Origin of the sequence: Azoarcus indigens, assembly GCF_004361735.1 — a bacterium.
Taxonomy (GTDB): domain Bacteria; phylum Pseudomonadota; class Gammaproteobacteria; order Burkholderiales; family Rhodocyclaceae; genus Azoarcus; species Azoarcus indigens.
Genome location: NZ_SNVV01000018.1, coordinates 47,442 through 70,787 on the forward strand (window position 1 = coordinate 47,442; position 23,346 = coordinate 70,787).

Annotated in this window: 18 protein-coding genes; 14 read left to right on the forward strand and 4 right to left on the reverse strand. The window is 69.6% G+C overall.

What is annotated here, in order from left to right:
• Positions 1-83 precede the first annotated feature (83 nt).
• Positions 84-1,562 carry a sensor domain-containing diguanylate cyclase gene (locus tag C7389_RS17965; protein WP_133594030.1) on the forward strand — a complete coding sequence of 493 codons (1,479 nt, stop codon included), beginning with the start codon at positions 84-86 and terminating at the stop codon, positions 1,560-1,562.
• Positions 1,563-1,615: 53 nt separating this feature from the next.
• Here C7389_RS17965 and C7389_RS17970 read toward each other — a convergent pair whose 3' ends face one another.
• The 3 genes from C7389_RS17970 to C7389_RS17980 form a co-directional block, all read right to left on the reverse strand.
• Entirely contained in the window at positions 1,616-4,093 is a 2,478-nt protein-coding gene (locus tag C7389_RS17970; RefSeq protein ID WP_246034868.1) for an ATP-dependent DNA helicase, read from the reverse strand.
• Positions 4,090-5,745 (reverse strand): VRR-NUC domain-containing protein, encoded by a 1,656-nt coding sequence (locus C7389_RS17975; protein ID WP_133594031.1) that lies wholly within the window; start codon positions 5,743-5,745, stop codon positions 4,090-4,092. The genes C7389_RS17970 and C7389_RS17975 overlap by 4 nt, the downstream gene beginning before the upstream one ends.
• A gap of 193 nt (positions 5,746-5,938) precedes the next feature.
• Complete coding sequence (locus C7389_RS17980; protein WP_133594032.1) at positions 5,939-6,349, reverse strand: group III truncated hemoglobin; 411 nt, start codon at positions 6,347-6,349, stop codon at positions 5,939-5,941.
• Between the two features lie 396 nt (positions 6,350-6,745).
• Here C7389_RS17980 and C7389_RS17985 point away from each other — a divergent pair, with 396 nt between their 5' ends.
• The 8 genes from C7389_RS17985 to C7389_RS18020 all read left to right on the forward strand — a co-directional run bounded on the left by C7389_RS17985 (position 6,746) and on the right by C7389_RS18020 (position 17,270).
• The gene (locus tag C7389_RS17985) at positions 6,746-7,753 is read left to right on the forward strand and encodes a sulfate ABC transporter substrate-binding protein (protein ID WP_133594033.1); all 1,008 of its coding nucleotides are present in this window, start codon (positions 6,746-6,748) and stop codon (positions 7,751-7,753) included.
• On the forward strand, positions 7,753-8,607 hold the full coding sequence (cysT, locus tag C7389_RS17990; RefSeq protein WP_133594034.1) for a sulfate ABC transporter permease subunit CysT: 855 nt from the start codon (positions 7,753-7,755) through the stop codon (positions 8,605-8,607). Before C7389_RS17985 ends, cysT begins: the two co-directional genes overlap by 1 nt.
• Positions 8,607-9,491: a sulfate ABC transporter permease subunit CysW gene (gene cysW / locus C7389_RS17995; protein WP_133594035.1), complete on the forward strand. Its 885-nt coding sequence runs from the start codon at positions 8,607-8,609 to the stop codon at positions 9,489-9,491. Before cysT ends, cysW begins: the two co-directional genes overlap by 1 nt.
• A gap of 11 nt (positions 9,492-9,502) precedes the next feature.
• Positions 9,503-10,582, forward strand: coding sequence for a sulfate/molybdate ABC transporter ATP-binding protein (locus tag C7389_RS18000; RefSeq protein WP_133594036.1), 1,080 nt, complete (start codon positions 9,503-9,505; stop codon positions 10,580-10,582).
• 2 nt (positions 10,583-10,584) lie between these two features.
• Positions 10,585-11,520 (forward strand): CysB family HTH-type transcriptional regulator, encoded by a 936-nt coding sequence (locus C7389_RS18005; protein ID WP_133594037.1) that lies wholly within the window; start codon positions 10,585-10,587, stop codon positions 11,518-11,520.
• Positions 11,521-12,057: 537 nt separating this feature from the next.
• Entirely contained in the window at positions 12,058-14,091 is a 2,034-nt protein-coding gene (locus tag C7389_RS18010) for a TonB-dependent receptor plug domain-containing protein (protein ID WP_133594038.1), read from the forward strand.
• A gap of 15 nt (positions 14,092-14,106) precedes the next feature.
• A complete protein-coding gene (locus C7389_RS18015; protein ID WP_133594039.1) occupies positions 14,107-15,504 on the forward strand; it encodes an ABC transporter substrate-binding protein in 1,398 nt (465 codons plus the stop codon).
• A complete protein-coding gene (locus C7389_RS18020) occupies positions 15,501-17,270 on the forward strand; it encodes a di-heme oxidoreductase family protein (protein WP_246034869.1) in 1,770 nt (589 codons plus the stop codon). Before C7389_RS18015 ends, C7389_RS18020 begins: the two co-directional genes overlap by 4 nt.
• Positions 17,271-17,603: 333 nt before the next feature.
• Here the strand turns inward: C7389_RS18020 and C7389_RS18025 are convergent, their stop codons facing one another.
• Positions 17,604-18,521: a LysR family transcriptional regulator gene (locus C7389_RS18025; RefSeq protein WP_162851779.1), complete on the reverse strand. Its 918-nt coding sequence runs from the start codon at positions 18,519-18,521 to the stop codon at positions 17,604-17,606.
• A gap of 127 nt (positions 18,522-18,648) precedes the next feature.
• Here C7389_RS18025 and C7389_RS18030 point away from each other — a divergent pair, with 127 nt between their 5' ends.
• The 5 genes from C7389_RS18030 (at position 18,649) to C7389_RS18050 (ending at position 23,282) form a co-directional block, all read left to right on the forward strand.
• Complete coding sequence (locus C7389_RS18030) at positions 18,649-19,350, forward strand: MOSC domain-containing protein (RefSeq protein ID WP_133594041.1); 702 nt, start codon at positions 18,649-18,651, stop codon at positions 19,348-19,350.
• Between the two features lie 66 nt (positions 19,351-19,416).
• A complete protein-coding gene (locus C7389_RS18035) occupies positions 19,417-20,100 on the forward strand; it encodes a type 1 glutamine amidotransferase (protein ID WP_133594042.1) in 684 nt (227 codons plus the stop codon).
• 138 nt (positions 20,101-20,238) lie between these two features.
• Positions 20,239-22,026 carry a nitroreductase family protein gene (locus C7389_RS18040; protein ID WP_133594043.1) on the forward strand — a complete coding sequence of 596 codons (1,788 nt, stop codon included), beginning with the start codon at positions 20,239-20,241 and terminating at the stop codon, positions 22,024-22,026.
• Between the two features lie 25 nt (positions 22,027-22,051).
• Entirely contained in the window at positions 22,052-22,897 is an 846-nt protein-coding gene (locus C7389_RS18045; RefSeq protein WP_133594044.1) for an ankyrin repeat domain-containing protein, read from the forward strand.
• Positions 22,898-22,955: 58 nt separating this feature from the next.
• Positions 22,956-23,282, forward strand: a complete 327-nt coding sequence (locus C7389_RS18050; protein ID WP_133594045.1) for a hypothetical protein — start codon at positions 22,956-22,958, stop codon at positions 23,280-23,282.
• Positions 23,283-23,346: the final 64 nt, after the last annotated feature.

Sequence of the window (23,346 nt, forward strand, 5' to 3'; positions counted from 1 at the left end):
AAGCGCTCGGAATCGACCGAAAGTGATATAAATCATCACCGTGCAGCCTCTGCCGGCCGCCCTTTCCGAAAGTCTCCCTGGCCATGAGTACCTCCCCCCGCGTTTCTCCCGTCTCCACCCACGATGTGAATTTCCACGATCTCTTCCAGCTGGCGCCGATCTCGCTGTGGCTGGAGGATTTCTCGGCGATCAAGGCGCTGTTCGACGACTGGCGCTCCGCCGGCATCGCCGACATCGACGCCTACTTCGCCGCCTTCCCGGAACAGGTGGAAGCCTGCTCGGCGGCGATCCGGGTGCTGGACGTGAACCAGCGCACCCTGCAGATGTTCGGCGCCCGCGACCTCGCCCACCTGGTGGCCAACCTGGGCGCGGTGTTCCGCGACGACATGCATGACCAGCACGCCCGCGACATGGCCGCGCTGTGGAAAGGGCACGCCGGCTTCAACAGCCAGAGCGTGAACTACGCGCTCGACGGCCGCCGCATCGACGTGCAGGTGAATGCCCGCATCCTCCCCGGCCATGAGCACGACTGGAAGCGGGTGATGATTTCGCTGGAGGACATCTCCGACAAGGTCTCCGCCCAGCGCGGGCTCAAGTTCTCCGAGCAGTACGCCCGCGGCCTGTTCGAGCATTCGCCGGTGTCGCTGTGGGTGGAGAACTTCAGCGGCGTACGCCACCTGCTGCAGGGCGTGCGCGACGCCGGCATCACCGACTTCCGCGTCTTCCTGGACGTACACCCGGATTTCGTCAGCCGCTGCATCCAGGAAATCCAGGTAATAGACGTGAACCAGCAGACGCTGACGCTGTTCGGTGCCCGCAGCAAGGAGGAACTGCTGGCCAACCTGGACAAGGTGTTCCGCGACGACATGCTGGAGCATTTCACCGGCCAGCTGCTGGACCTGTGGAACGGCAAGCTGATGCACCAGCGGGAGACGGTGAACTACGCCCTGGGCGGCAGCGAGGTGAACGTCTTCCTGCAGTTCTCGGTGCTGCCCGGCCACGAGGACAGCTGGGACCGGGTGCTGATTGCATTGACCGACATCACCGCGCGCAAGAAGGCCGAGGCCTACCTGGAATTCCTCGGCCGCCACGATGCCCTCACCAAGCTGTACAACCGCGCCTACTACGACGAGGAACTGATGCGGCTGGCACGCAAGGGCCCCTACCCGATCAGCGTCGTCATCGCCGACCTCAACGGCCTCAAGACTTCCAACGACACCATGGGCCACGCCGCCGGCGACGGCCTGCTGCGGCGTGCCGGCGAGGTGCTGAAGAAAGCGGTGGGCGACGGCGTGTGCGCGGCGCGCATAGGCGGCGACGAATTCGCGGTGCTGCTGCCCGGGGTGGACGAGCGTGGCGTGCAGGAAGTAGTGAACCGCATCAACGCGGTAACCACGCTGAACAACCAGTTCTACACCGGTGCGCCGCTCAGCTTCTCACTGGGCGTCGGCACCTGCGGGCAGGACCAGCCCCTGTCCAAGGCCATCCACACCGCCGATGCGCAGATGTACGCCGTCAAGCGCGAGTTCTACGCCACCGAGGGCAAGGACAGGCGGCACTGAACTCCGGGCGGTGCCTGGCGGGAGCGACCTTCGCTCCCCCTGCCCCGCGCGCCCTATCCCCCTGATCCGCCGTCGCCACACGCGGCGTCGGCCGAGCCTGGCCGCCCCACCTCCGCCGCCCTGCAGCGCGCCACCTTCCACCACGCCGGCAGCAACCCGCGCACCGCCGGCTGCCAGTAGCGGTCGTCGATGAGATGGACGCAGCCGCGATCCTGCGGCGTGCGTATCACCCGCCCGGCGGCCTGCACCACCTTCTGCAGGCCGGGGTAGAGATAGGCGTAGTCGTAGCCGGCGCCGAACATCGCCTGCAGGCGGCGGCGCATCTCCTCGTTCAGCGGGTTGATCTGCGGCAGGCCCAGGGTGGCGATGAAGGCGCCCACCAGGCGCTCGCCCGGCAGGTCTATGCCTTCGCCGAAGGCGCCCCCCAGCACCGCGAAGCCGATGCCGCGGCCCCCCTCCCGGAAGCGGGCCAGGAATGCCGCCCGCGCCGCCTCGTCCATCCCTGGCACCTGCGCCCAGGCGGGAACCTGCGGCCAGGCGGCGGCGAAGGCCTCATGCGCCTGGCGCAGGTAGTCGTGGCTGCTGAAGAAGGCCAGGTAGTTACCCGGCCGCCGGGCGAACTGCGCCGCCATCAAGCCGACCAGCCCGGGCAGGCTGCGCTGGCGGTGCTGGTAGCGGGTGGAGAGGTCGGCGATCACCCGCACATCCAGCTGCCCGGCGCGGAAGGGCGACTCCACCGTGATGCGGGCGTGGTCCGCCGGCAAGCCGAGCAGGTCGGCATGGTAGTGCGCCGGCTGCAGCGTGGCGGAAAACAGCACCGCGCAATGCGCGCCGCGCAAGCGCGGGCCGAGGAAAGGCGCCGGCAGCAGGTTGCGCAAACCGACGCGCGCCTGCACCCGGCCACCGGCCGCCGCGCGCGGCTCCAGGTCGAAGAAGGAGTGCTCGCCGGCATCCTCCGCCAGGCGGCAGAAGCGCAGCATGTCGAAGTGGAAACGCAGGAGTTCCGGCGCGATGCCCTCCGGCTGTTCGGCGAGCTGCTCGCCCACCGCCGCCACCGCCTGCTGCAGCGCATCGAGCAGTTGGGCCGGCGGCTGCGCCAGCACGCAGTGGCTGGCCTCGGCGTGCTCCCGCGCCAGCGCGCTCCATTGCCGCTGCAACTGGCGCAGCGGGGTTTTGAGCGTTGCCGGCGCGAGTTTCCTGGCGAGGTCGAAGTCGCGCGGCTCCAGCACCGCGCTGTACATCGCGCGCCCGCGCTCGACCAGGTTGTGGGCTTCGTCCACCAGCAGCGCCACCCTCCATTCGCGCACCTGGGCGAGGCCGTGGAGCAAGGCGCCGGCGTCGAAGTAGTAGTTGTAGTCGCACACCACCACGTCGGCCCAGCGGCACAGCTCCTGCGCCAGGTAATAGGGGCACAGGCCGTGGGCGGCGGCCAGTTGCCGCAGCGTGGCGCGATCCAGCCGAGCGGTCCGCAAGGCCGCCTCGCGCGCCGCCGGCAGGCGGTCGTAGAAGCCGCGGGCGAGCGGGCAGCTGTCGCCATGGCAGGCTTTGTCCGGATGCTCGCAGGCCTTGTCGCGGGCGATGTGCTCCAGCACCCGCGGGCGGCTGGCGGACCACTGCGCGCCGAGCTGGTCCAGCGCATCCAGCGCCAGCTGGCGGCCGGGCGTCTTGGCGCTGAGGAAGAACAGGCGGTCCAGCTTCTGCGTGGGCATGGCCTTGAGCAGCGGGAACAGCGTGCCCAGGGTCTTGCCGATGCCGGTGGTGGCCTCGGCCATCAGGCAGCGGCCGTCGCGGGCGGCACGATAGGCGGCCTCCGCCAGCGCGCGCTGGCCGGGGCGGAATTCAGCGTGGGGAAAGCGCAGCGCCGCCAGCGCTGCATCCCGCCCGGCGCGGTGCGCCGCCTCCTGCCGCGCCCAGGCGATGAAGCGGCGGCAGTGCTCGTCGAAGAAGGCCTGCAGCGTGGCGGCGTCGGCCTGTTCGCGGAACACCGTCTCGCGCTGACTGGCGATGTCGAAATACACCAGCGCCAGCGTGATGCCGGCCAGCCCGCGCTCGGCGCACAGCAGCCAGCCGTAGATGCGCAGCTGCGCCCAGTGCAGCCGGCGGTGGTTGTCCGGCAGGCGGGCGAGATCGCCGCGGTGGGTCTTGATCTCCTCCAGCACGCCGGCCGCGGGATCGTAGCCATCCGCCCGGCCGCTCACCTGCAGTTCGTGGTAGCGGCCGCGCAGCGGAACTTCGGCCAGATAGCCCGCGCCGCGCCGGCCGACCACCACCGCATGGCCGGCGATGCCTTCCTGCGCGGTGGGCGACGGGGTGAAGCGCAGATCGAGGTCGCCGGCCTTGGCGGTGAATTCGCACAGCTCGCGCACGGCGACGCGCAGGAGCGCTGCTGCGCCGGCCTCCTCCCCAGCGCCAAGTCCGGCGGCAGGCTCGGGGGGAGGGGCTGGCTGGCCGGAGGCCGCTTCGGCTGGCCGGTGCTGCCCGCAGGCCGGCTCCGCCACGGCGGACAGCGCCGGCCCGACGGCGGCGCTCACGCTTCCGCCTCCCCGCCTTCGCCTTCCCAGCTCAGGTAGCACACCGCCACCGGCATGCCCTGTTCGGCGCAGAAGGCGAGCCAGCGCTTCTGGTTGTCCTGCAGACGGTCGCCCGGCCCTTTCACCTCCAGCATGCGGTAGCGCTGCTGCGCCGGCCAGAACTGGATCAGATCCGGCATGCCGGCGCGGTTCTCGCGCAGGTCCAGCAGCAGGCGCTCGAAGCAGGCGCGCAGCTGTGCGGAGGGCAGGCAGGCCAGCGCCAGTTCCAGCAGTTCTTCCGTCAGCATCGACCAGAACACGAAGGGCGACTGCATGCCCTGCTTGGCGGCGAAGTTGTGGCGGATGGCATCCCGGTAGCTGCCATCCGCCAGCCGGGCCAGGCAGGCATCGAACAGGGCAGCGCGGCGCTGGCGGAAAGCGCCGTCGTGCAGGTCGGCGGGCGCCGCCTGGAAGGGGTGGAAGAAGGCGCCCGGCACCGGGGCGAAGATGGCCTCCCAGCACAGCAGGCCGAAGAGGCTGCAGATCAGCGTGTTCTCGACGTAGAACACCGGCGCCTCTGCGGTGTGGAAATGCGCCCGCACCGCCTCCTCCACCCGGCCGGCCGCCCTGGGCAGCCGCAGCGGGATGCGCACTTCCTCCGCCCTGGGCGCACGCGGCAGCCGCCCCAGGCCCAGCCGTGGCGACAGCCGCTGCAGCGCGCGGGCGGCCAGTTGCGCCTCGGCACCGCTCTCGGGAGCCGCCATCGCCTCCAGCGCCAGCGCATGCGCCTGCGCATGCCGCTCCAGCCGCTCCAGCACCCGAATCCGTCGCACCCGGCTGCCCTCGCCGCCCGCCTCGCGGTAAAGGGCCAGCGCCTGCTCCAGCTCACCCTCGCGCTCCAGCTGCCGCCCCAGGGCCAGCGCCAGGCGGCCGTGGCGGCGGGCGAGATGGGGGCTGTCCACCGGCCGCGGCCCCAGTTCCGGCCACAGGGCAGCCACCGCCTCGCCCGCCGCCAGCCGCTCCCGGCAGCGGTAGAGATGCAGGTGCGCCTCCACCTCCGCCCGGCTGCGGAAGCCGCGCGCGCCGGGCGCCATCTCCACCGTCTCGTAGCGGAAGATGCCGAGGTCGGCGAGCACGAACTCGGACCAGTCCTGGGCGAGGTTGCCGAAGAACATCAGCCGCAGGCGCTCGCACAGCCCGGCGACGGTGAGGCTCAGCACTACCTCCGTCGCCGCCGGGCACCAGTCGGCAAAGGGGCGGCTGCCCGGCAGCGCCTCCGCCAGCGTGGCGGTCAACAAGGCTTTGGATCGGGGCGGGCGCGGCAGATGGGAACCGAAGTGCTGCAGCAATTCCTCCCGCCGCAGCAGCCCGGCCACCTCCGCCACCGTCAGCAGCGCCTCCCGGCTGACCCAGCCGGCCCCCAGCAGCGCCTCCGCCGCCCGCAGCGGACAGCCCAGTTCTGCGTAGCGCAGCTTGCCGGCCCGAAAGTGCGGCCCCTTGCGCATCACCATGCGCACCAGCAGGGCCTGGGCGGGCAGCGGCAAGGCGGGGAAGCGGCGCAGGAAATCCCGCTCGGCGTCATCCATCAGATCCAGGTGATGGCGGCCCAGCCACTCCAACGCGCGATGGAAGTTGGCCAGGTAGTAGAGCGCGGGGGAAAGCGGGAAGAACATCGCGCGACTTTACACTGTTTTTTTATATAGCTTTTGTGTGCGCATTTGGCGGTCGGGCGATTTTGAGAAGGGCCCGAGCGCGCTCAGCGGCGGCCCCCCTCTCCCCCGGCCCCTCCCCGCGCGAAAGAGGGCTGGGGAGAGGGGGCGCCCCGCCAGGGGCGGCGGCCTCCAACGCTCGCCGCAGCCGCTCTGCTCAGCCTCCGCTGCGGGGCGGTAGCGGGGTATCGAACGGGAACAGCCCGGCGCGGAAGCTCTCGGCCATGAACTCGGCGCGGCCGATGGCGGTGCGTGCCGCGTTGGGCGGCAGCACTTCCTCCGCCGCTTCGCGGAACAGCGCCAGCCAGTGGTCGAAGTGCTCCCGCTGTATGGGCAGGTTCATGTGCACCGGGAAGGCATGGCGCTTGTAGCGGCCGGTGCCGAGCAAGGCTTGCGACCAGAAGTCGGCGACGATGCCGAGGTGGTGGTCCCAGTCGCCGACGGCGGCGTTGAACAGCGGGCCGAGGTCGTCATGCAGGCGGGCGCGGTCGTAGAAGACCTGCACCAGGCGGGCGATGGTTTCTTCGCTGAGGTTCTCGTCGGACAGGGTTTCGAGCTTTCCGGACATGGCGGTTTCCTGAGGCAAGGGGCGATGTTGTCGTGAAGCGGACGCGGGCGCGGAGAGGCTGGGCGGCCACGCGCACGCCGGCTGCCGTGCAAGCGCCCTTTCACGATCCTGCGGAAAGGCAGTGCAAGTTGCGCGCCAGGAAGCGTCCTGCCCGGCTTCATCGCCCCATATCAACGGAAGCGATTTTCTTCGCAGATTTTCTTCATTTCCAGCATGGCGCTCCCCATGAAGGCATAAGCGCATGTTTTAAATGGCTTTCTGGTCTTGCGCATCGGCCCGACGCTGGGCGCCCTACATCTATATTCTTTTTTGAGTCTATAGAAATTCCGCCATATCAATTCCTGTTCTTTTCCCCTCGCAATAGCCTTGCGCGAACCCCATACAAAGAGGCTATGCATGAAACCGCGTCTCCGTTCCCTGATCGCCGCCGCCGGCTTCGCCGCCCTGCTGATCGCCCCTGCCGTGCAGGCCCAGACCACGCTGCTGAACGTTTCCTACGACGTCACCCGCGAGCTGTACAAGGACATCAACCCGGCCTTCACCACCTGGTACAAGGCCAAGACCGGCAAGGAAGTCACCGTCAACCAGTCCCACGGCGGTTCCAGCAAGCAGGCGCTGTCGGTGGCGGCCGGGCTGGAGGCGGACGTGATCACCATGAACCAGTCCACCGACATCGACATCCTGGTCGATCGCGGCGGCCTGGTCGCCGCCGACTGGCGCAAGCGCTTCCCGCACGACGCCACGCCCTACACCACCTACTCGGTGTTCCTGGTGCGCAAGGGCAACCCCAAGGGCATCAAGGACTGGAACGATCTCGCCCGCCCCGGGCTGGCGGTCATCGTTCCCAACCCCAAGACTTCCGGCAACGGCCGCTACACCTACCTGGCCGCCTGGGGCAGCGTGATCGCCAAGGGCGGCTCCGAGGCCGATGCGCGCGATTTCGTCACCAAGGTGTTCCGCAACGTGCCGGTGCTGGATGGCGGCGGCCGCGGCGCCACCACCACCTTCACCCAGCGCGACCTGGGCGACGTGCTGGTGACCTTCGAAAACGAGGCCGCGCAGATCGCCAGGGAACTGGGCGAGGGCAAGTTCGACGTGGTCTATCCCTCCATCACCATCGACGCCAGCCCGCCGGTGGCGGTGGTGGAAACCGTGGTCGCCAAGCGCGGCACCGCCGCCGAAGCCAAGGCCTACCTGGATTTCCTCTATGCCGACGAGGGCCAGAAGATCATCGCCAAGCATTTCTTCCGCCCGCGTTCCGAAGCGGTGCTGAAGGCCAACGCCGACCGCTTCCCGCCGATCAAGGCCTTCTATGTGGAACAGCTGCTGGGCAACTGGGCCGATGTGCAGAAGAAGCACTTCGCCGACGGCGGCATCTATGACCAGATCGTGGTGAATCGCTGATGTCCGCTGCCACCTTGTTCAACCCGACGCGGCAGACCCGCGTGCTGCCCGGCTTCGGCCTGTCGCTGGGCTACACGCTGGTCTATCTGTCGCTGCTGGTGCTGATCCCGCTGTCTGCGGTCTTTCTCAAGACGGCGACGCTGGGCTGGTCCGAGTTCTGGGCGGTGGTGAGCGCGCCGCGGGTGGTCGCCAGCTACAAGCTCTCCTTCGGCGCCTCGCTGCTGGCCGCGGCCATCAACGCGGTATTCGGCCTGATGCTGGCGTGGGCGCTGGTGCGCTACACCTTTCCGGGCAAGAAGCTGATCGACGCCCTGGTGGACCTGCCCTTCGCCCTGCCCACCGCGGTGGCCGGCATCGCCCTCACCGCGCTGTACGCCGGCAACGGCTGGGTCGGCAGCATCCTGGAACCGCTGGGCCTCAAGGTGGCCTTCACCCCGCTGGGCGTGCTGGTGGCGCTGGTGTTCATCGGCGTGCCCTTCGTGGTGCGCACGGTGCAACCCATCCTGGAAGACCTGGAGACGGAGCTGGAAGAGGCCGCCGCCAGCCTGGGCGCGCAACGCTGGCAGACCTTCACCAGGGTCATCCTGCCCATCCTGCTGCCGGCGCTGCTCACCGGCTTCGCGCTGGCCTTCGCCCGCGCGGTGGGCGAATACGGCTCGGTGATCTTCATCGCCGGCAACATCCCGATGGTGTCGGAGATCACCCCGCTGATGATCATCACCAAGCTGGAGCAGTACGACTACGCCGGCGCCAACGCCATCGCCGCGGTCATGCTGGTGTTCTCCTTCGCGCTGCTGCTCGTCATCAACCTGCTCCAGGCATGGAGCGCCAAGCGCACCGGGAGGAACCGCTGATGGCTGCCGCAGGCGTACTGCACGGCCGGGCCGACGCCCGCCGCTACGAAAACAATGCCGCCACCCGCGAAGCCCCGTGGGTGAAGTGGACCCTCCTCGGCATCTCGCTGGCCTTCTTCGCGCTGTTCCTGCTGCTGCCGCTGGTGGCGGTGTTCACCGAGGCGCTGCGCAAGGGCTGGGTGACCTACCTCACCGCGCTGTCGGACGACGATGCGCTGTCGGCGATCAAGCTCACGCTGATCACCGCCGCCATCGCGGTGCCGCTCAACCTGGTGTTCGGCGTGTCCGCCGCCTGGTGCATCGCCAAGTTCCAGTTCCGCGGCAAGCACTTCCTCACCACGCTGATCGACCTGCCGTTCTCGGTGTCGCCGGTGGTGGCGGGCCTGATCTACGTGCTGCTGTTCGGCGCCCACGGCTGGTTCGGCGGCTGGCTGGCGGCCAACGACATCAAGATCATCTTCGCGGTGCCCGGCATCGTGCTGGCGACGGTGTTCGTCACCTTCCCCTTCGTCGCCCGCGAGCTGATCCCGCTGATGGAAGCCCAGGGCCGCGAGGAGGAGGAAGCCGCCACCGTGCTCGGCGCCTCCGGCTGGCAGACCTTCTGGCGGGTGACGCTGCCCAACATCAAGTGGGGCCTGCTGTACGGGGTGATCCTGTGTAACGCGCGCGCCTTCGGCGAGTTCGGCGCGGTCAGCGTGGTCTCCGGCCACATCCGCGGCCAGACCAACACCATGCCGCTGCACGTCGAGATCCTCTACAACGAATACAACTTCGCCGCCGCCTTCGCGGTGGCCTCCCTGCTGGCGCTGCTGGCGCTGGTGACGCTGGGCCTGAAGTCCTTCATCGAGTGGAAGGCCGGCCAGCAGTCCAGGGAAAGCGAATAAGGAAGTCCGCCATGAGCATCCAGGTCGAAAACATCCACAAGCAGTTCGGCGCCTTCACCGCCCTCAACCAGGTCTCCCTGGATTTTCCCACCGGCGAGCTGGTGGCCCTGCTCGGCCCCTCCGGCTGCGGCAAGACCACGCTGCTGCGCGTGATCGCCGGGCTGGAAACCGCCGACTCCGGCCGCGTGATCCTGGAGGGCGAAGACGCCTCCGGCACCCATGTGCGCGAGCGCCAGGTGGGCTTCGTGTTCCAGCACTACGCCCTGTTCCGCCACATGACGGTGTTCGAGAACGTGGCCTTCGGGCTTCGGGTGAAGCCGCGCAGGGAGCGGCCGAACGAAGCGGAGATCAAGAAGCGGGTGCATCGCCTGCTGGAGCTGGTGCAGCTGGACTGGCTGGCCGACCGCTTCCCCGCCCAGCTCTCCGGCGGCCAGCGCCAGCGTATCGCACTGGCCCGCGCGCTGGCGGTGGAGCCGCGGGTGCTGCTGCTGGACGAGCCCTTCGGCGCGCTGGACGCGCAGGTGCGCAAGGAGCTGCGGCGCTGGCTGCGGCGGCTGCACGACGAGCTGCACGTCACCTCCATCTTCGTCACCCACGACCAGGAAGAAGCGCTGGAAGTGGCGGACCGGGTGGTGCTGATGAACAAGGGCAAGGTCGAGCAGGTCGGCACCCCGCAGCAGGTGTACGAGCATCCCGCGACGCCCTTCGTCTATGGCTTCCTCGGCGCGGTGAACCTCTTCCACGGCCGGGTGGACGGCGAGCATGTGCGCGTCGGCGAGGCGGTGCTGCCGCACGACGGCCGCGATGCCGCCCACGGCGTGGATGTGGTCGGCTTCGCCCGCCCGCATGAACTGGACATCGTCACCGACCTCGGCTCGTCCCAGGGCGTCGAGGCCACCGTCGCCCGCGTGCTGGCCTTCGGCGCCAGCGTGCGGGTGGAACTGGACGCCATCGCCGGCGCCGAAGGCCAGCCGCGCCACTACGAAGTGGTGCTGGGCCGCGAGCGCCTGGCCGAGCTGGCGCTCACCGAGGGCCAGCGGGTGCGCCTGGTGCCCTCCCAACTGCGCGTATTCCCACGCGAGGCAGCCTGATCATGAACTTCCAGCAGCTGCGCATCGTGCGCGAAACGGTGAAGCGCAACTTCAACCTCACCGAGGTGGCCAACGCGCTCTACACCGCGCAATCCGGCGTTTCCAAGCACATCAAGGACCTGGAGGACGAGCTCGGCATCGAGCTCTTCGTCCGCCGCGGCAAGCGCCTGCTGGGCCTCACCGAGCCAGGCAAGGAGTTGCTGCCCTTCGTCGAGCGCATCCTGCTCGACACCCAGAACATCAAGCGCCTGGGCGAGCAGTTCGCGCAGAAGGACAAGGGCCACCTCGCCATCGCCACCACCCACACCCAGGCGCGCTACGCCCTGCCGCCGGTGGTGACGCGCTTCAAGCAGGAATTTCCCAAGGTGCACCTGGAGTTGCACCAGTGCGGCCCCAAGGAGATCGTCTCCCTGCTGCGCGGCGGCCAGGTGGACATCGGCATTGCCACCGAGGCGCTGGGCGACGAAGACGACCTAGTCACCTTCCCCTTCTACCAGTGGCAGCACGCGCTGGCGGTGCCGGCAGACCATCCGCTGACCCGCCTCAACCCGCTGACGCTGGATGCGGTGGCCGAGTACCCCATCATCACCTACCACGAGGGCTACACCGGCCGTAACCGCATCGACGCCGCCTTCGCCCGCTCCGGGCTGGTGCCGGACATCGTCATGTCGGCGCTGGACGCGGACGTGATCAAGGCCTACGTGGAGCTGGGGCTGGGCGTCGGCATCATCGCCGCCATGGCCTTCCACCCCCAGCGCGACGCCGGCCTGACGCTGATCGACGGCAAGGGCCTGTTCGAACTCAACACCACCCGCGTCGCCCTGCGCCGCGGCCACTACCTGCGCGGCTACGCCCTGCGCTTCATCGAGTGCTGCGCCCCCGCGCTCACCGAGGCCAAGATCCGCGAGGCGGTATTTCCCAAGATCGCCGGCCAGTAATACGCCTCGTCCGGCGGCTCTCCGCCTCCGGTCGCACTCAGCCCGCTGTTGCCTGTTGGTGATAGCGGGCTTTGCATTTGGCTCGTCCGGCAGGCATTGGCAGAAACCCGCAGCATTTTTCCCAGATGGCGCTCTTCCACCTTCGTCATGCTCTTCGTGGCATGGGCGTCACGAGGGATACCTTCATCGCTATGTATCAAAGTTAACAACGATCCTTCTAGAATGTCGCCTTTCCGCCAGCCATGAAGGGTGATGCTTCCGATGCCGGTTCCATTGTCCCTAAGACATAGGAATCAGCAGCCACGGAGCGTCCCTTCGCATTGCCATCTGGACTCCGCCCGCTGGCAATGAATGGCGCCAATGCGCAATAAGAGCAGGGCACGACCAAGCCGCTCCCGCGGCGGGACCTGGCCTGGACCCGGCACGCCTACCGTTGTATTGGCACATATATTGCGAAATTGCTTTCAACCCGTGGCATGCCCCAGAGCGGATGGCATGAGCGGCTTCCGGCCCCATCCTCACAAGGACTCGACAAGCATGAATCGTCTCCCCGCCCTCAGCCTGCTGGCGCTGTCCATCGCCTTCGGCTTCTCCGGCCCCGCCTGTGCCGCCGACGAAAGCTCGTCCAGCGACAAGAAGGTCTTCACCCTGGGCCAGATCACGGTGACCTCCACCGCCGAGGACGAAGCCCCTTTGGGCACCGCCACCCTGGGCAGCGAGGAGATGTGGGATTTCAACAAGGATGGCCTGGCGGAGGCGCTCAACCTCATCCCCGGCGTCAGCACCACCGCCGGCGCCGGCAACCGCAATGAGGCGCTGATCAGCGTGCGTGGCTTCGACCGCTGGCAGGTGCCGCTGCTGCTGGACGGCATCCGCCTTTACCTGCCGGCCGACAACCGCATCGACTTCGACCGCTTCCTGACCCCCGATCTCGCCGAGATCCAGGTCTCCAAGGGCTACGTCTCGGTGCTGAACGGGCCGGACGGCATGGGCGGCGCGATCAACCTCGTCACCCGCAAGCCGGTCAAGCCCTTCGAAGCGGAACTGCGCAGCTCCGCCGCGTTCGCCAACGATGGCGACTACAACGGCAATACCACCTACGCCAGCGTCGGCAGCCGGCAGGAGATGTTCTACGTGCAGGGCAGCGTCGAGCAGCGCGACTCGCGCTCCTGGTCGCTCTCCGACGACTTCAAGCCCACCGCCGTACAGGACAAGGGCGAACGCAACAACACCTCCAAGAAAGATTGGCGCGTCAACCTGAAGGCGGCGCTCACCCCGAACGCTACCGACGAGTACTCACTCAACTTCGTCAAGCAGAGCGGCGAGAAGCACGGCGCCGGCTCGGTCACCGGCACTTCACCCGTCAGCACCTGGGACTGGCCGACCTGGGATACCTGGAACCTGTACTGGCTGTCCCACACCCAGCTCGGCAGCAAGAGCTACCTCAATACCAAGGCTTACTACAACAAGTTCGACAACGACCTGGTGGCCTACACCAACGCCAGCCTGAGCGCAAAGAACTGGACCAGCTACTACGACGACAACGCCAGCGGCGTCAGCGTGGAGTTCGGCACCGACCTCGTTCCCTACAACACGATGAAAGCGGCTGTGCACTGGCGGCGCGACCAGCACAAGGAATGGCAGCTGACTCATAGCAGCGGATTCACCGAGCCCAAGCAGGAGACCACCGAGGAAGTCTTCTCCGCCGCCTTCGAGAACACGGTACACATCACGCCGAAATGGGACCTAGTCGCCGGCATCAGCCGCGACGCGCGCCTCTCGCGCAAGGCGGAGGAATATGCGAGCAACGTGCTGTTCGACCAGCCGCGCTCGGATCGCTGGGCCACCAACTACCAGGCCGCCGTCATCTATCGCTACAGCGACACCGGCAAGGCTTATCTCTCCGCCTCCGACCGCACCCGCTTCCCCACCATGTTCGAGCGCTTCTCCTCGCGTTTCGGCGGCGCCCTTTCCAACCCCTGGCTGAAACCGGAACGCGCGCTCAATCTGGAACTGGGCATCGCTGACCAGATACTGCCGGGCGTACAGGGCAGCGCAGCCCTCTTCCACAGCGAAGTGGATGACGCCATCCAGTCAGTGAACATCATCTACAACGGCAACACCTACTCGCAGAGCCAGAACGTCGGCAAGGCCACCTTCCAGGGCCTGGAACTCAGCCTCACCGCCCGCCTCTCCCACCAGCTCGAAGTCGGCGGCAACTACAGCTACATCGACACCGATGTGGACAATCCCAACGACTCCGCCGCCCGCCTGACCACCACGCCGCGCAACAAAGGCTTCCTCTACGCCAAGTGGCGGCCGGTCGAGAAGCTGACGGTGATTCCCAGCCTGGAGATCAGCGACAACCGCTGGTCCAGCCGCGCGGTCGGCACCGGCTACACCCAGACCGGCGCCTACGAGCTGCTCGGCCTCAAGCTGGAATACAAGCTGACGCCGAGCTGGGACGTCTCCCTCACCGGCCGCAACCTGCTGGACAAGAACTACGAAGTGGTCGACGGCTACCCGCAGGAAGGCCGCAACTTCGTGCTCGCCACCCGGCTGCAGTTCTGATCCACGGAGGGCGAAATGCGACTTTCCTCTAAAGACGCCCTCCGCCGCCTCGCCGGCCTGGCCCTCGCGGCCGGGTTGGAGCTGGGCGCGGTGGGCGCGATCGCGGCGGACTCGACCGCGCCCCATGCGGCCGGCCATGCCGCTGCCGGCGAAGCCATCGACAAGGTGGTGGTGCTCACCAGCTACCCGGAAGAGCTCACCGTACGCTTCCAGGCCGCCTTCGAGCACCAGTACCCCGGCAAGCGGGTGGAAATCCTGTGGCGGCAATCGGCCGACGCCATGGCCTACCTCAAGCGCAGCCGTGGCGAGGCGGATGTTTACTGGACGCCAGCGCCGGGCAATTTCGCCGCGCTGCGCGAGGAAGGCCGCTTCGCCCGCCTGAAGCTGGACCCCAAGGCCCTGCCCGGCAACATCGGCGGCAGCCCCATCTCCGACCCTGAAGGCTACTTCGCCGCCTTCGAACTTGCCGGCCACGGCATCGCCTACAACAAGGACACCGTGCGCCGCCTCGGCCTTCCCGCGCCGCGGGACTGGGCGGACCTCGCCCATCCCGCCTACGCCGGCCTCATCCAGGTCCCCATCCCCGGCCGCATCGGCTTCGCCCCGGTGCTGATCGAAACCGTGCTGCAGGGCTATGGCTGGGAGCGCGGCTGGGCGCTGCTCGGCGAGATCGCCGGCAATGCGGATTTCGGCGGCAGCGGCGACAACACCCCGGCCGCCGACGAAGTCGCCAGCGGCCGCAAGGCGGCGCGCATGACCATAGATTTCTTCGCCGCCACCGCCATCGCCAACGGCGCGCCCATGGGCTTCGCCTACCCGCGCAAGACCGCCTACAACCCGGCCCAGGTCGCGGTGTTCGCCGATGCGCCGCACCCGGCCAACGCCCGCGCCTTCGTCGACTTCGTCCTCTCCGCCCAGGGCCAGGGCCTGCTGCTGCACCCGGACGTGCGCCGCCTGCCGGTGCGCAAGGCGCTGTACGACGCCCACCCGGAACTGCCCGCCCAGCCCTTCGCCGCCGGCAACCTGGGCTACGACGGCAAGCTCGCCCGCGCCCGCCAGGGCCTGGTCGCCGCGCTGTTCGAAAGCGCGCTCGTACGCCGCCACGCCGAACTGGCCGGGCTGTGGGCCGAAGTGCACCGCGCCGAAGCCGCCGGGCTGAAGCGGCATCCCGCCATCCGCGCAGCGCGCGCCCTGCTCTCCGCGCCGCCCATCCCGGACGCCACCCAGGCCGACGCCGACCTGCGCCTCAGCTTCGCCTTCCCTGAACGCACGCCCGGCGCAACACGCGAGGAAGCCGCGGCACCGGTGAGCAATCCGCTGCGCGACCACATCGAGGCCTACTGGGCGGCCGAGCTGGACGCCCGCATCACCGCCGCGCGAAACGTGCTGCAAGCAACGGGGAAGAAGGGATGAGCCAGCATATGCCAGAGCGCAAGGAGCGCGCGGCCACCTCCGAACCTGCAGTGTTTTTCGCCCGCTTGCGGGGCGAAAGCAGACAGGCGAAGCAGGGCTTCGCCCGCTGGAGCCCCCCGTGGCATGCAGACCGCCGGGCCGGAGCGCGGAGCGACGGCGCTCACCTCACCGCTGACGCCCCTCCGAGGCGCTCCCTCTCCCCGGCCTTCCCCCGCGAGGAGGGAGGGAGCACGGCCTCAACCGCGGCGCGGACAACTGGCCCGGACAGCTTTCCGACTGGCCAGAACGACACCAACAACAATCGCACTCAAGCAAGCGGTGCCCAGGCAACCCTCGCCAACGCAGCGAACGCACAGGCCCCGAAGGCAGCCGCAAACCACCGTCGCCCCTTTCGTACCCTCCTGCGCACCGCCACCCTCTCCGCCCTTCCCCTGCTGGCCCTCGCCGCCGGCGCCAACCTCGACAAGCGCCCCGGCGGCGACTTCACCACCGACGACCAGGGCCGCGAGGCCTACACCCGCATCGCCTGGGAACAAGTGCCCGCCGCCCAACGCGAAGCCATCGCCAACGGCCGTGGCCTGGTGCGGCAGACCTGGGTGATCTCGCCCTCGGTCGATCCCAGCATCGCCGGCCTGGGGCCGACCTACAACCGCCCCTCCTGCCTGTCCTGCCACGCCCGCAACGGGCGTGGCGAACCGCCCGCCTCCGCCGACGAGCCGATGCGCTCCATGCTGGTCCGGCTCTCCATTCCCGGCCTGGACACCCACGGCGGTCCGCGACCCGAGCCGGTCTATGGCGAGCAACTGAACGAGATCGGCGTACCCGGCGTGCCCGGCGAAGGCGAGGCCTATCTGCAGTGGCAGACTCAGGTGGAACGGCTGGCCGACGGCACCGAAGTGGAACTGCGCCGGCCCACCGTTGCCTTCCGCAAGCTCGCCTTCGGCCCGCTGCATGCGGACACCCTGAGCTCGCCGCGGGTCGCCCCGGCCATCTTCGGCCTCGGTCTGCTGGAGGCCGTGCCGGAGGCGGACATCCTCGCCATCGCCGAGGAGCAGCGGCGCGAAGGCCGCGGCGTGGCCGGCATGCCCAACCGGGTGTGGGATGTAGCCCAGGGCCGCACGGTGCTCGGCCGCTTCGGCTGGAAAGCCAACCAGCCCGACCTGCGCCAGCAGGTGGCCGGTGCGCTGGCCGGCGACATGGGCATCACCTCGGCGCTCTTCCCCGAGCCCAATTGCCCGCCGGCGCAAAGCGCCTGCGCCGCCTGGGGCGCCGACCGGCATCCCGAGCTCTCCGCCGAAGCGCTGCAGGACATGACGCTCTACCACTACGCCCTGATGGTGCCCGCCCGCCGCCGCACCGAGGCGCCGGAAGTGCAGCGCGGCGAGCAGCTCTTCGCCGCCGCCGGCTGCGCCAGCTGCCACCGCCCGGCACTGCGCACCGGCCCCTTCCCGCCCTTTCCGGCACTGGCCGGGCAGACCATAAGGCCCTATACCGACCTGCTGCTGCACGACATGGGCGACGGCCTCGCCGACGGCCGCCCCGACTACCTCGCCAGCGGCCGCCAGTGGCGCACCCCGCCGCTGTGGGGCCTGGGCCTGCTGCCGGTGGCCAGCGAACACGGCACCCTGCTGCACGACGGCCGCGCCCGCAGTCCGCTGGAGGCGATCCTGTGGCATGGCGGCGAGGCCAGCGCCTCACGCGAAGCGGTTCGCGCGATGGCGAAGGCGGAACGCGAAGCGCTGCTGGCCTTCCTGGCGTCGCTGTAGAGAGGTTCGGCCAGCACGGCTGGCGGCTGGCGGCTGGCGGCTGGCGGCTGGCGGCAAGTCGACTCCGGATTCCGGAATCCTGGTTGCGGGTTGCGGTAATACCACCGCTCGCGCCATGCGCAACGTTTTTCCCCCTCTCCCCTCGCGGGAGAGGGCCGGGGAGAGGAAGCGCGCCCCGAAGGGGCGTCAATAGCAGCGACTCAGGCGCCCCATCCCCTCTCCCGCGAGGAAATGAGAGAAACAGCAAGCCGGACTCATGCCCATTCCCCCGGCGGGGCGGCCTGCCTTCGCAGCTTTCCTGCTCAACCCCGATCCGTGCGAAACCGCCAGTCCCTAAACCCCCAGCTCACCTCCCAAACCCACCTCTGCCACCAAGCTCCTCACCTCCTGCACCACCATTTCCACCTCCGACTCATTCGTCGCCGGATGCCGCAGCAGGCTCACCGTGCGGCGGATCTCCGGCTCCGCCAGCGGCCGGCAGCACAGCGCCGGGTCCATCACGCTGCGGGCGCTGAACTCAGGCAGCACCGTCAACCCACGGCCCAGGCGGACCGCTTCGGCGATGGCGGCGATGCGGTTCATCTCCGCCACCGGCGGCCGCAGCAGGCCATGCTCGCGGACCGCGGCATCCCACAAGCGGCGCAGGGTGTGATTGGCGCTGAGCAGGATCAGCGGCTCGGCACAGACCTGATGCAGCGCCAGCCTGTGAAAGCTCGCCAGGCGGTGCTCCGCCGGCATCAGCACGCAGAAACGGTCGGTAAGTAGCGGCTCCGCCAGCAGCCGGGATGCCGCCTCGCCCGCCGGCGCGAAGCCTATGCCCAGTTGCAGCCGGCGCGCCGCCACGCCCTGCTCCACCTCGTCGCCGCTCATCTCGGCGATGTTCAGCCGCAGCTGCGGGCACAGCTCGCCCATGCGCGCCACCAGCCGCGGCACCACCGCCGCGTTAACCGACTGCAGCACGCCCAGCGTCAAGCTGCGCTCGCCGCTGCCGGCGAAGCGCCGCACCTCCGTCTCGGCCGCCGCCGCCCGGGCCAGCAGGTCCACCGCGTGGCGGTAGAGCACATGCGCCGCATAGCTGGGCCGCAACTGGCGGTGGGCGCGATCGAACAGGCTGGCGTCCAGCTGCGCCTCCAGTTTCTGGATCTGCTGCGACAGCGCCGGCTGCGATACATGCAGCCGCTCCGCCGCGCGGCCCATGTGGGCCTCCTCGAACACGGCGACGAAATAGCGCAGCAGGCGGATTTCCAGCATCGATTGGCTTTCCTTATCGATTCGATTCGGCAACGGTCTTGGACAAAGCGGATGAAGACGAACTATCGTGCGCCATCCCGCCCCATCTCCGTATTCAGCGGCAGACCGCTTTTCCAAGGAAACGATTATGGACCGCGTCCAGGTTTTCGTCGGCCGGATCGCGCCCCTGGCCACGGCGCCCACGGTATCCAGCGCCATCGTCAAGCAGGCCGCGGACGCTCCTCTGTGGCTGGGCCCCGATGGCCTCGCCGGCGACCAGCAGGCGGACAGCCAGCACCACGGCGGGCCGGACCGCGCGCTGCACCACTACCCGGCGGAGCACTACCCCTGGTGGCGCCAGCGCTACCCGGGCGCCGCCGCCCGCTTCCAGCCCGGCGGCTTCGGCGAGAACCTCGCCCTGGCCGGCTGGCGGGAAGACATGGTGCACATCGGCGACGTCTTCCGCTGGGGCGAGGCGCTGCTGCAGCTCAGCCAGCCGCGCTCCCCCTGCTTCAAGCTGGACCATCACCTCGGCCTGCCCGGCCTCGCCCGGCTGATGCAACAGGAAGCCCGCTGCGGCTGGCTCTACCGGGTGCTGCAGCCGGGGCGGATCACCCCGGGCGCGGACTTTGCACTCGAACGCAGGGGCAAGGGACCCAGCGTGCACGAAGCAATGCGCATCATGTACGGCGGCACCGCCGGGCCCGGCGCCTGGCGCGAGCTGCTGGCGGCGGAGGGCCTGGCCGCCAGCTGGCGACACACGCTGGAGAAACGTCTGGCCGGCGGCGGCATCGAATCCTGGGACAAGCGGCTGGACGGCCCCGGCCCAGCGCACGCCGCCGGCGCCTGAGCCCGCTGCCCGAACCGACCCTGCACCCGACAAACCAGCCCCCGCCCGCACTTTGAGGACCACGCCATGAACATCGTCTGCTTCCAGCACGTTGCTTTCGAAACCCCCGGCCTGCTCACCTTCTGGGCGGCCTCCCGCGGCCACCGCATGAGCACCGTGCGCACCGACCTCGAAGACCCGCTGCCGGCGCTGGAGCGCGCCGAGGGGCTGGTGGTACTGGGCGGGCCGATGGGCGTGCATGACGACGCCACCCTGCCCTGGCTCGCCGCCGAGAAGGCCGCCCTGCGCCAGGCGCTGCAGCGCCGCCTGCCGACGCTGGGCATCTGCCTGGGCGCGCAGCTGATCGCGGATGCGCTGGGCGCCAAGGTATTCCGTGGCCGGCAGAAGGAGATCGGCTGGTTTCCGGTCACGAGCAGCGACCCGGTGATAGGCGAAGGCGAGGTCTTCACTCCGCTGCTGTGGCATGGCGACGTCTTCACCCTGCCCGAGGGCGCCCGCCCGGTGGGCAGCAGTGCCGCCTGCGAACTGCAGGGCTTCCGCTATCAGGACCACGTGCTGGCGCTGCTCTTCCACCTGGAGATGACCCGCCACGGCCTCACCGAGCTGATCGCCGAATGCGCCGGCGAGCTGGACGGCGGCCCCAGCACCCAGACGCCGGAACAGATGCTGGCGCAGGACGCCCCCTTCGAAGCGATACACGAACTCGCCTACCGGGTGTTCGACGACTTCTTCGGCGCCAGCCCAGCCTGATCCTGCGGCGGGCTTGTCGCAAGTTCGACAAGCCCGCCGCCTGCGTCGCACTCGTCCCCACGCCACACCGCCGTTTTCCTGCAAGTTGCTGTGAAACAAGCGCTTTGGCGCTGGTATCGGACTTGCATGGAGGCGGCCATGACCCCGACCGCCCAACTCGCCCCTCTGGCGGAAAAACCGCCCGCCGCGCTGCCCCCGGCGCAACAGGCCGCCACGCCGCCGGCCACGCACACCAGCTCGCCGGTCCCCGGCGTGGAGCTGTCGCCAGCGCTGGTGGTGCGCATCTACCACCGCCGCACCAAGCACCGCTTCCAGGCCTACGCCGCCAGCCCCAGCACGCTGGACTGGGACAGCCAGCCAGCCCCCTTCCGCCACTACACCGGCGCCCCCGCGGTGCTGCTGCCGCTGCTGGCGGATGCGCCCGCCGGCTCGCCGCTGCAGGATGCCTTGGCCGCGCCCTACGCCGGCCTCACCGAGCCGCGCCCGGCGCTGGCGGCCGACCTCGCCGGCCTGGGCGCGCTGCTGCAGCTCTCCCTCGGCCTCACCGGCTGGAAAAGCCTGGGGCCGGACCGCTGGGCGGTGCGCGCCAACCCCTCCAGCGGCAACCTGCACCCGGTTGAAGCCTGGGTGATCTGCCGCGACTTCCCCGGCCTGGCCGACGGCGTGCACCACTACCGGCCGGAAGACCACGCGCTGGAATGCCGCGCCGCCGATGCGCCCGGCCGTGCCCGCGGCGGTCCGCGCCTGGCCATCGCCCTGTCCTCGGTGATGTGGCGCGAAGCCTGGAAGTACGGCGAACGCGCCTTCCGCTACTGCCAGCTGGATGTCGGCCACGCCGCCGGCGCGCTGCGCCAGGCCGCGGCGGTGCTGGGGTGGACGCTGGCGGAGCAGCCGGGGGTGGGCAGCGCCAGCCTGGCCGCCCGGCTGGGGCTGGACCGCAGCGCCGACTACCCCTACCGCCGCTACCAGGTCAGCGAACTGGAAGAGCCGGAGCTGCTGTTCGCCATCGGCACCGACGGCAGCCGCCCGGCCGCCGCCTGCGGCAGCGAGCTGCGCGAGGCCGCCGCCACCGCCCGCTGGCAGGGCACCGCCTCCACCATCGACCCCTATCCGATGTTCCGCTGGCCGGTCATCGGCGAAGTGGCCGCCGCCTCCCGCCGCGAGGATGGCGACGCCGCGCCGGCGCAGGCCCTGCCGCCGCCCAGCCTGCGCCCGCAGCCGGCCACGGACGCCAGCGTCGCCGGGATCATCCTCGGCCGCCGCAGCGCCCAGCGCTTCGCGCCGGACCACATCCTGCCGCGCGACCGCTTCGCCGCCCTGCTGCAGGCGATCAAGCCGCACTGCGCCGCGCCCTGGGATGCACTCGCCGACGTCAGCCGCCTCACCCCGGTGCTCTTCGTCCATCGCGTCGAAGGGCTGCGGCCGGGCATCTACGTCTTCGTCCGCGAAAGCGCCGCCGCCGCCCCGCTGCTCGCCCGCCTGCAGCAGCGCTTCGCGCCGGAGCGGGTGGCCGGCCTGCCGCCGGAGCTGGACCTGCGGCTGCTGCAGGAATACGAGCCGGTGCAACTGCGCCGCCTCGCCCGCAGCCTGCACTGCCACCAGGACATCGCCGCCAACGCCTGCTTCGCCGTCGGCCTGCTGGCGCCCTTCGACAGCCGCATCGGCGCCGAGCCCGCCGCCTACCGCAGCCTGTTCCGCGAAGCCGGCCTGATCGGCCAGGTGCTCTACCTGCAGGCGGAGGCGCTGGGCCTGCGCGGCACCGGCATCGGCTGCTATTTCGACGATCCGGTGCACGAGGCGCTGGGCCTGGAGGGCGAGAGCTACCAGAGCCTCTACCACTTCACCATCGGCCTGCCGGTGGTCGACAACCGCATCGAGACCACCCCGGCCTATGCCGACCGCGCCACGCCGGCCGCATCCGCCTAGCCCAACGCCACCCCGAGAGCCCGCCATGACCACCACCGCCCCGCTCACCAGCCGCGCCGACCACCGCATCTCCGCCGCAGACGCCGCCGACATGGTGGCCCGCCACCGCGAGGGCGTGCTGCCCGAGCTGGCGGTGTTCGACGTACGCGACCCGGCCCGCTACGCCGCAGCCCACGTGGAAGGCGCGCTGCACCTCACCGAGGCCGGCTTCCTCACCGTCGCCCGCAGCCTGCCCAAGACCACGCCGGTGCTGGTCTATTGCTACCACGGCAATGCCAGCAAGACCTACGCGCAGATGTTCGCCGACTTCCGCTACCCGGAGGTGTATAGCGTGGATGGCGGCTACGAAGTCTTCGCCGCCGCCATCGCCGCCCAGGCCGCCGGCCAAAAGCTGCCCGCCGGCCCGCGCAAGCCCGGCCCGGAACTGGCCGCCTTCCTCGCCCGCCACCGCTTCGACCCCTTCGACCTCGACGCCCCGCGCGAGCACGGCCTCACCCCGCTGATGCGCGCCGCACTGGAAGGCGATGCCGACATCGTCGGCGACCTGCTCACGCTGCGCGTCTCCGTCGCCCGCCGCAACATGGACGGCAACAACGCCCTGTGGCTGGCCTGCGTCGCCGGCAAGGCCGAAATCGTGCGCCAGCTGGTGGCCGCCGGCATCGACGTCGACAACCGCAACGACATGGGCGCCACCTGCCTGATGTACGCCGCCTCCGCCGGCAAGCCGGGAATGGTCGCGCTGCTGCTCGAATGCGGCGCCGACCCGCAGATCCCGAACTTCGACGACGCCCGCGCGGTGGATCTCGCCGCCACCCGCGAATGCCTGGAACTGCTGCGCCACACCCTGCGGCCGGCGGCCTCCGCCCACTGAGCGGACCCGACAAGAACCGCAGCCCCGCCCCACCCTCCCACTCCTTCCGCTCACCCCAATGGCCGTCCTGCATCCGCTCAAGTACCGCTCCCTCACCCTCCTGCTCGAAGCGCTGGCCACGCCCATCGCCGCCGGCCGCCTGGTGCTCAGCCAGCAATGGCGCGACAACGAACAGGCGCTGGGCCTGCACCTGCCGGACGACTCCAGGCTGAGCGCCTTCGTCTTCACCTACGGCCAGGGCCCCGGCCGCTACGGGGTGGACCTGGACTTCCCGGAAGCCGCCGATGCCGCCACCGCCGGCGTGCCGCTGGTGCAGGAAGACCTCAGCCTGGAACGCCTGCTGGACGTGCTGCGCACCCACTTCGATCTCGCCGAGCACGCATGAAACCCCGCGCCTGTACGGCCCGGCACCGCCGGGTCCCCTCGCCCCACTGATCCCCCAACGGAGT